Raw genomic sequence first — 8344 nt, forward strand, 5'->3', positions numbered from 1 at the left:
GTGTTGGGTTGCACTTTGTTTAACTACATTTTGGCAATAAAGAGGCGATTAGGGTTGATAAACGGCGAACGCTAATCTTGTAAGCTTTAAAAAGTGCTATATAAAAAACTAAACAAACTATAATTAAAATTACTGCAAAAATTTAGAGAGTAAAGAAGGAAATATGACAGAAATAGTTTTTTTAGTGGAAGATGCACCGGAAGGGGGATATACAGCAAGGGCATTAGGCGAGTCTATTTTTACCGAAGCCGATGATTTACAGTCTTTACGAGAAATGGTAAAAGATGCCGTTAATTGTCATTATGATGATAGGGAAAATCGCCCTAAAATTATTCGTTTACATATTGTTAGGGATGAGGTATTTGCGGTATGAAGCTACCCAGAGATTTATCCAGTGATGACTTAATCAAAAAATTGTCTGAGTTAGGTTATGAAGTGAGTCGTCAAACGGGTAGCCATATTAGACTAACTACTTCTGAAAATGGTACACATCAGATTACTATTCCTGCTCATAATCCTGTCAAAATAGGCACTTTAAATAATATTTTGCGTGATGTCGCTCTACATTTTAATCTAAGTAAAGATGAACTATTAAAAAGACTGTTTTAAAATGGCGATCACCTGTAGATTGAGTGCGATCCAAGATGATCAATTATTAATTTATTTGGTTGGTGTTGGGTTGCACTTTGTTTAACTACATTTTGGCAATAAAGAGGCGATCGCTTTTATTTTAATAATCTTTCCTATTTTTCATGACTTCCTATCCACCCCCAAATATAATCTTCACCATCTTTAAAAGCTAAAGCTCTATAATTAATACCAAATCTTGCCGATCAAAATTCTCCAACTTTTTTAAAAGACAAAGAAGGATGGTTTAAGTCACTTTTTGAAAGCTCAAAATTCCTTCTTGCTAAAATTTGATTTGTTTTTCCCATTGTTGATCGTCTAACTTATTAATCCAATTTCTTAAATACAAAAATTCATCAAAAGTAAGGCTTTCAATTTCCGCTTGAGTTAATTGTAACTTTGTCATCTTACTATCTTTCCACAACAATAGTTCAAATTTGAGTTTTATATTATCATTTTTTATGTAAAAATGGGGATTTGTGATCGCATTTGGCAGAATATTAGAAGTGCGATCGCTTTTCTGATCGGGTGCATTATACTTTGTTAATGCACCTTATTTATTGTCTATTGATGAAATGATCCAAAGACGTTAATTTAAAAGATTGAGGTAAGGCAGTTTGTTGGGTTGGTCTTGTGTTAAAATTAAGCTGGAGTAAATTCTAATCCCCGATTAAAATTTCAACGGAACAATCACCATGAACTTTTATACCGTTATTCTGAGAAAAAGTGCAAATTATTGGGTTTCATTATGTCTTGAAAATGGATTAGTTGGACAGGGAGAAACTCAGGAAAAAGCTATTGAGAAACTAAAAGAAGCGCTTGAATCTTTTTGGGAGATTTATCATGATCAAGCCAATATATATACCAGTCCTATTCCTATAGACGAACTTCATGAATTTTTAACTGTGGGAGATTCTGAAACTCCCGAAACTTACGAACTCAGAAAAGTTTATGCCTAAAAATATTCCTTCTCTTAAACCCAAAGCACTAATCAAAATTCTTGAAAAAGGAGGCTGTCAATTTTATCGAGAAGGAAAAGGTGATCATCGTTTATATTGTAGAGTATTGTATAATCAACGTCGAATCGTTCCTATCGATATAGGTGCAAAAGAAATGTCCCCTGCTTATGTTTTACGAATTTTTAGACAATTTGGTTTTACAGATGAAGAAATAGAACATTTATTAAAATAGATGATTGAATGCGTTTTTTCAAACGAAGAAATTATCTATTCTAGTACGCTTTATCTTAATTTTATTTCCAAAAGCTAAAATAAAGTGATAGCTACTTTTTTAAGGTACATTAACACAAGAGTAAAACCCTCGATTGCTTGTTATAAATTGATTTAATGATTAATTTTCACCCAGTCATCGCCGATAAATTAGCCTCCCTTAAAAACAGGTAAAGTGACTATCACCATTTTGCGTAATTTTTCGCTCTGGTAATGAACTTTTGATTATGAAATGATCCAAAGACGTTAATTTAAAAGATTGAGTTCAGGGGAGTTTGTTGGGTTGGTCTTGTGTTAAAATTGGGTTAGGGCTAGTCTGAATCATTTATCCTGTATCATTTAACGGTGGAGAAAACTATGCTAAAAACCTTTAAAGCAATTTTGAAAAATAATACCCTTCAATGGCTTGATGAAACCCCTGAAATCAACTCCGAATATCCTGTTAATGTTTATATTACCTTACTAGAAGAAAATATCATTGGTGAAAATCGATCTAACGGTCAAAAAATGGCCAATGCTTTGAAAAAAATTGCTAATAATAATACTTTTACTGATGTTGATACCCAACAGTGGCAACAACAAAATCGGTGCGATCGCTCTCTTCCTGATCGGGATTAAATCATGTTATTAGATAGTAATATTATTATCTATGCCGCTCAATTGGAAAATGAGTTTCTCCGGGAGTTTATTGCAGAAAATTCTCCTTATGTCTCTGCTTTATCCTATCTGGAAGTTTTAGGCTACCATCGGTTAACTCATCAAGATAAAGTCTATTTTGAAGAATTTTTTACAAGCAGTAACTTTAAAATAAATCAGAAAGATGTCCTTAGAAGATGCCATTATTGCGGGAACAGCTTTCGTTTATAATTTAACAATTGTAACTCGCAATATTGATGATTTTAATTTTCTTAGTAAATTAAATCTAATTAGGGTTTGCTGAATAAGTACGGGCGAAGCATTCGGATAGAAAATCTACCTTTTCACCGATAGGTTATTGTCCGAATGCTTCGCCCCTACAGGACGCGGGCCGATGAAGACGCAAGGTTTTGAACGAAGATTCTCTCAAAATCTTGCACCTGTGGGAGCGAGAAAAGCCCCAAAACCTTTACTTTGCCTACATTTCAAATTTATTCAGCAAACCCTAATTAACCCTTTTCAACATTGACCAATTGTCAATAGCTTTTGAGATGCTCTCACCCTGTAGAAAATCAAGAATATTTTTTAGGTGGAATAGGAAGATGAAATTTATAAGTAAACTAACAAATTATCATCACCTAAACCACTTTCTAGCCTAATTAATAGGGCCATTTCCAGTTAGTAATCTCGTCCTTATCGATACCATTGGTAAAAGCATAATCGAGATTATCGATAATAGCATTTTTCATTCGTTCTTTCACATGACCAGCAGCAGAGCCTAATTTCGGCACGCGATCGATGACATCGATTACTAAATGAAAACGATCAACTTGGTTACGAATCGCCAATTCTAGGGGAGTATTAATATTCCCTTCTTCTTTGTAACCGCGCACATGAATACGTTCTTGATTACTGCGCCGGTAGGTAAGTTTATGAATCAGCCAAGGATAACCGTGGAAATTAAAGATAATTGGCTTATCAGGGGTAAATAAACTATCAAAATCCCGTTCTGATAAACCGTGGGGGTGTTCACTTTCCGACTGTAATTTAAACAGATCAACCACATTGATAAAGCGAACTTTTAAGTAAGGGAATTCCTCTCGCAGAATTGCCGTTGCTGCTAAAGATTCTTTAGTGATAATATCCCCACAGCAAGCCATAATTACATCTGGTTCATCGGGATTTGTTCCGTCATCATCGTTACTGGCCCAATCCCAAATACCGATACCTTTGGTGCAGTGTTTAATTGCTTCTTCAATGGTCAAGTATTGCAGGTGTTTCTGTTTATCAGCAACGATAATATTAGTGTAATCCTTGCTCTTGAGACAGTGGTTAGCCACACTTAATAAACAGTTACCATCGGGGGGAAGATAAACCCGCACCACGTCGGCACTTTTATTGGTTACTAAATCGATAAAACCGGGGTCTTGGTGACTAAAACCATTGTGATCCTGCCGCCAAACCACCGAGGATAACAACAGATTCCAAGAGGAAACAGAAGCGCGCCAAGGTACATGATTTTTGCAGATATCGAGCCATTTAGCGTGTTGGTTGAACATGGAATCGATAACATGAGCAAAAGCCTCGTAGGAGTGAAATAAACCGTGACGACCAGATAATAAATAACCCTCTAACCAACCGACTAAAGTATGTTCACTCAGCATCTCCATCACACGACCATCGGGAGATAATTGGCTACCATCTAAATCCTCGGGATAGGTATCAGCTAACCAAGCTTTTTTAGTTACTTCATAGAGAGCTGCTAAACGATTAGAAGCAGTTTCATCGGGACCAAAAACGCGAAAATTAGTCATATTATTTCGCATTACATCCCGCAAAAATACCCCCATCACTCCCGTATTTTCCGCTTCCACTTGGCCCGGGTGGGTGACATCTACGGCATATTGACGAAAATCGGGCATTTTTAGATCTTTACGCAGCAATCCGCCATTAGCGTGCGGATTAGCACTCATGCGACGATGACCAATAGGAGCGAGTTCTTTAAATTCCGGCTTAAATTGACCCGTGGTATAGTCAAATAACTCCTCCGGGTTATAGCTTTTCATCCACTCCTCTAATTTTCTCAAGTGGTCGGGGTTTTCGTGCATCCCACCCATGGGGACTTGGTGAGCGCGCCAGAATCCTTCTACTTTATGACCATCAACATTTTTCGGACCGGTCCAACCCTTGGGAGACCGGAGGATAATCATTGGCCAGGGGTAACGTTTAGCTACTCCCGTGCTGCGAGCTTCCTGTTGATAGGAGCGAATCTGATTGATACAGTGTTCTAGGGTGGCGGCCATTTTTTGATGGCAGTGCAGCAGGTCTTCATCTTCCTTACATTCGACGATGTAGGGAGTGTAACCGTAACCAACAAAGAGACTTTCTAACTCGTGGGTCGAAATACGGGAGAGAATGGTGGGATTAGCGATTTTATAACCGTTTAAGTTTAAAATTGGCAGTACCGCACCATCGCGAATCGGGTTAAGGAATTTATTCGAGTGCCATGCGGTAGCAAGGGGACCGGTTTCTGCTTCCCCATCACCCACCACCACGGCCGTAATTAGGTCGGGATTGTCAAAAACAGAACCGTAGGCATGGGAAACACTATAACCCAGTTCGCCGCCCTCATGGATAGAACCGGGGGTTTCGGGGGTGACGTGACTACCGATGTGACCGGGAAAAGAAAATTGTTTAAAGAATTTTTGTAATCCTTCCTCGTCTTCACTTTTATCGGGGTAAATTTCCGAATAGGTTCCTTCTAGATAAACCGGACCGAGTACCCCCGGCGCTCCATGGCCGGGACCGGCCATAAAAATCACATCGAGGTCGTATTTTTTGATTAAACGGTTGAGGTGAACGTAGGTAAAACTTAAGGCCGGACTTGCTCCCCAGTGACCAAGTAAGCGATACTTAACGTGTTCGGGTTTAAGATGTTCCTTGAGCAGGGGATTATCGCGCAGATAAATCATACCTACAGCTAAATAGTTACAAGCGCGCCAATAGGCATGGGTTTTGTAGAGTTCGTCTTGAGAAAGGGGATTTTGCTCTGTTAAGGGTCTTTCTGGTGCGGATACCATGAATATTTCTCCAATATCTATGAACGATGAGATTAAGAGAGTTGATAGACAATTTCTCCAGATTATCGAGAGGGTTAACCCTCGGTCAGTTTTCAAACTGTAATCAAGAGTCTAACCTTTTGGGGCGCAAAAAACTATTAAAATAAGCTATATTTTGCCGATCCTGCTTGGGTAATTTATGTCAGTCGGGCGGGGTTTTTAAATGGCTTTTAAAGGAAAATTAATGTCTTCTTAACTTATAGAGCAATAAATTCTCTGAGAACTTTTTTGTCGGGAAGAGCCTAATTAGGCCTTCTCGATGCCGGTGGTGAGGACTACTAGGATAGCAAATTTATTATTTTTTATCTTTAGACCTCCTGCAAAAGTAAGTTTTAGAGCCGCTATCAGGTCAAAATATCTAAAAAAATCGGATAAATTTGACATAATCTTAGATTTTATGGATATTATAGTTATCTTTTGTCTCCTGTCTCGGAGTCTCCTGTCTCGGAGTCTCCTGTCTCGGAGTCTCCTGTCTCCTGTCTTCTCACCTAACGAAAGATTTTTGATTTTTGCAGGAGAGCTTTTGAAGCACTGAAACTTAAAATCTTTCTATACTTCATCTAGCGATCAACAAAAGCTGATTAGCATATATAGTGATTCTCTAAAGGCCAATCAATTCTCAAATTATTTTTTCTTGATCGTGCCTAAGCTTATCGCAGCTGCAAAGGAGTTTTTTTTATGACAAAAGTAAGAGTCGCTATCAACGGATTCGGTCGCATCGGTCGCCTCGTTTTTAGGGCGGGTATCCAAAATCCTGATTTCGAGTTTGTTGGTATCAATGATCTCGTCCCCCCCGATAATATTGCCTATCTGCTCAAATACGACTCCACCCACGGACGTTTTCAGGGTACGGTAGAAGCGAAAGAAGATGGCATCGTCGTGGATGGTAAGTTTATCCCCTGTTACTCGATTAAAGACCCCGCTCAACTACCCTGGGGTGCAACCGGGGCCGATTATGTGGTTGAGTCCACCGGTTTATTTACCACCGCCGAAGGAGCAGGAAAACACCTAGAAGCAGGGGCCAAACGGGTAGTTATCTCCGCACCCACCAAAGATCCCGATAAAGTGCGTACTATTGTACTAGGTGTCAACGACAATGAATACGATCCCGCTAAAGATCTGATCGTCTCTAATGCTAGTTGTACCACCAATTGTTTAGCTCCGATCACCAAAGTTATTAACGATAACTTCGGACTAGCGGAAGGATTAATGACCACAGTACACTCGATGACCGCCACTCAACCCACCGTGGATGGTCCATCGAAAAAAGATTGGCGCGGTGGTCGCGGCGCTGGTCAAAATATTATCCCCTCCTCCACAGGAGCAGCCAAAGCAGTAACCCTAGTTATTCCTTCCCTAAAAGGCAAATTAACCGGTATGGCCTTCCGTGTGCCAACTCCCAACGTTTCGGCGGTGGATTTAACCTTTAAAACCGCAAAAGCCACCAGTTACGAGGAAATTTGCGCCGCTATGAAAGCCGCCAGCGAAGGACCGATGAAAGGTATCCTCGGTTATACCGATGAGGAAGTGGTATCGAGTGACTTTATCACCGACCCCCACTCCAGTATTTTTGATGCTAAAGCTGGCATTCAACTTAATGCCAATTTCTTTAAGGTCGTCTCTTGGTACGATAACGAGTGGGGTTATTCCTGCCGGATGTTAGACCTCATGAAAATGATGGCAGCTAAGGAAGCAACCCTAGTAACAGCCTAAATCAGTTATCAGTTATCAGTTATCAGTAACCAGTTATCAGTAAACAGTGAACAGTGAACAGTAACCAGTAAACAGTAAACAGTGAAAAGACAGCACTGTTAATGCCATTAGACATCTCCAAGAGTTAAACAAAATAGTTCTAGGGCTGAAATGTATGTCTTTGTCTATTTAGGGTTTGCTGAATAAATGTGAAATGTAGGCAAGGCAAGGGTTTTGTGGCTTTTCTCGCTCCCACAGGTGCAAGATTTTGAGAGAATCGCGCTTCAAAACCGGGCATCTTGAGCGGCGATTGCGTCCTGTAGGGGCGAAGCATTCGGGCAATAACCTATCGGTGAAACCGTAGATTTTCTATCCGAATGCTTCGCCCGTACTTTTTCAGTAAACCCTATTTAATATTGCTCACTTAATAAGTAGGTGGGTGTTAAAAATTGCCAGATCCCCCCTTATCAAGGGTGGCAGGGGTATCCCCCCACTTAATACTCAAATCTGATCACTGATAACTGATCACTGATCACTGATCACTGATAACTGATAAGATGAATCCAAAATTTAAAGATATTACTGCTTGGGAACAGGCACAATTATTAATGCAGCCAGCATTTATTCGGGTGCTGGATAATCTGCGTAAACAGTTAGAAAATTCCCTCTGGAAAGGAACTTATACAGAAATTCAAGATCCCTATCCCAGTTATCTGCTCTGTTTGACTTATCTCGATCGCTCCGTTACTGTAAATATTTGGGAACTTTGTTTTCAAGTCTGTTTTCTCGATTATCCCACCGATGAGGGAGAGAGCGTCACCATCGATACCAGTCTCCTCGACCCCACCGGTGAACTAGATTGGCAGAGTTTGGAAACGAAAACCGAGCGCATTATTAAGCAATTATTCGCTAATTTACCCCCATGAAAGCAGATTTAGACACGATCAAGGCAGAGTATGCCGCTAATTTTCTCAAAGATTACCACAATGATCCCCAAAGTTTAGCATCCCAAACAATTTTAATCGATCGCTCCCATTGGGG

9 protein-coding genes and 1 pseudogene are annotated in these 8344 nt (G+C 39.8%); 9 read left to right on the top strand and 1 reads right to left on the bottom strand.

The genetic code is table 11. From position 1 onward, the window contains the following. Nucleotides 1-163 precede the first annotated feature (163 nt). From IQ242_RS10615 to IQ242_RS10640, 6 genes are all read left to right on the top strand, one after another. Complete coding sequence (locus IQ242_RS10615) at nt 164-373, top strand: hypothetical protein (RefSeq protein WP_002747310.1); 210 nt, start codon at nt 164-166, stop codon at nt 371-373. Further along, complete coding sequence (locus IQ242_RS10620) at nt 370-609, top strand: type II toxin-antitoxin system HicA family toxin (RefSeq protein ID WP_002747313.1); 240 nt, start codon at nt 370-372, stop codon at nt 607-609. Before IQ242_RS10615 ends, IQ242_RS10620 begins: the two co-directional genes overlap by 4 nt. A 713-nt stretch (nt 610-1322) precedes the next feature. Further along, nucleotides 1323-1586 carry a type II toxin-antitoxin system HicB family antitoxin gene (locus IQ242_RS10625; RefSeq protein ID WP_072923908.1) on the top strand — a complete coding sequence of 88 codons (264 nt, stop codon included), beginning with the start codon at nt 1323-1325 and terminating at the stop codon, nt 1584-1586. Further along, nucleotides 1579-1818 carry a type II toxin-antitoxin system HicA family toxin gene (locus IQ242_RS10630; RefSeq protein WP_002798208.1) on the top strand — a complete coding sequence of 80 codons (240 nt, stop codon included), beginning with the start codon at nt 1579-1581 and terminating at the stop codon, nt 1816-1818. Before IQ242_RS10625 ends, IQ242_RS10630 begins: the two co-directional genes overlap by 8 nt. Before the next feature lie 395 nt (nt 1819-2213). Beyond that, nucleotides 2214-2474, top strand: a complete 261-nt coding sequence (locus IQ242_RS10635) for a hypothetical protein (RefSeq protein WP_072923913.1) — start codon at nt 2214-2216, stop codon at nt 2472-2474. A 3-nt stretch (nt 2475-2477) separates the two neighbouring features. Further along, complete coding sequence (locus IQ242_RS10640) at nt 2478-2723, top strand: hypothetical protein (protein WP_002768185.1); 246 nt, start codon at nt 2478-2480, stop codon at nt 2721-2723. A gap of 428 nt (nt 2724-3151) precedes the next feature. Here the strand turns inward: IQ242_RS10640 and IQ242_RS10645 are convergent, their stop codons facing one another. Next, on the bottom strand, nt 3152-5572 hold the full coding sequence (locus IQ242_RS10645; protein ID WP_193959945.1) for a phosphoketolase: 2421 nt from the start codon (nt 5570-5572) through the stop codon (nt 3152-3154). Nucleotides 5573-6289: 717 nt separating this feature from the next. Here IQ242_RS10645 and gap point away from each other — a divergent pair. The 3 genes and pseudogenes from gap to IQ242_RS10660 form a co-directional block, all read left to right on the top strand. Beyond that, entirely contained in the window at nt 6290-7324 is a 1035-nt protein-coding gene (gap, locus tag IQ242_RS10650) for a type I glyceraldehyde-3-phosphate dehydrogenase (protein ID WP_002768187.1), read from the top strand. Nucleotides 7325-7860: 536 nt separating this feature from the next. Further along, complete coding sequence (locus IQ242_RS10655; RefSeq protein ID WP_002802888.1) at nt 7861-8229, top strand: hypothetical protein; 369 nt, start codon at nt 7861-7863, stop codon at nt 8227-8229. After that, a pseudogene (locus tag IQ242_RS10660) lies at nt 8226-8344 on the top strand (folate-binding protein); the annotation flags it as partial. The gene IQ242_RS10655 and the pseudogene IQ242_RS10660, both read left to right, overlap by 4 nt.

The organism is Microcystis sp. LEGE 08355 (assembly GCF_015207185.1).
GTDB classification, from domain to species: Bacteria; Cyanobacteriota; Cyanobacteriia; order Cyanobacteriales; family Microcystaceae; genus Microcystis; species Microcystis panniformis.

Excerpts from the sequence above, each read along its gene's own strand:
- IQ242_RS10615 (WP_002747310.1), top strand. The coding sequence starts at position 164 with ATGACAGAAATAGTTTTTTTAGTGGAAGATGCACCGGAAGGGGGATAT.
- IQ242_RS10620 (WP_002747313.1), top strand. The coding sequence starts at position 370 with ATGAAGCTACCCAGAGATTTATCCAGTGATGACTTAATCAAAAAATTG.
- IQ242_RS10625 (WP_072923908.1), top strand. The coding sequence starts at position 1,323 with ATGAACTTTTATACCGTTATTCTGAGAAAAAGTGCAAATTATTGGGTT.
- IQ242_RS10630 (WP_002798208.1), top strand. The coding sequence starts at position 1,579 with ATGCCTAAAAATATTCCTTCTCTTAAACCCAAAGCACTAATCAAAATT.
- IQ242_RS10635 (WP_072923913.1), top strand. The coding sequence starts at position 2,214 with ATGCTAAAAACCTTTAAAGCAATTTTGAAAAATAATACCCTTCAATGG.
- IQ242_RS10640 (WP_002768185.1), top strand. The coding sequence starts at position 2,478 with ATGTTATTAGATAGTAATATTATTATCTATGCCGCTCAATTGGAAAAT.
- IQ242_RS10645 (WP_193959945.1), bottom strand. The coding sequence starts at position 5,572 with ATGGTATCCGCACCAGAAAGACCCTTAACAGAGCAAAATCCCCTTTCT.
- gap (WP_002768187.1), top strand. The coding sequence starts at position 6,290 with ATGACAAAAGTAAGAGTCGCTATCAACGGATTCGGTCGCATCGGTCGC.
- IQ242_RS10655 (WP_002802888.1), top strand. The coding sequence starts at position 7,861 with ATGAATCCAAAATTTAAAGATATTACTGCTTGGGAACAGGCACAATTA.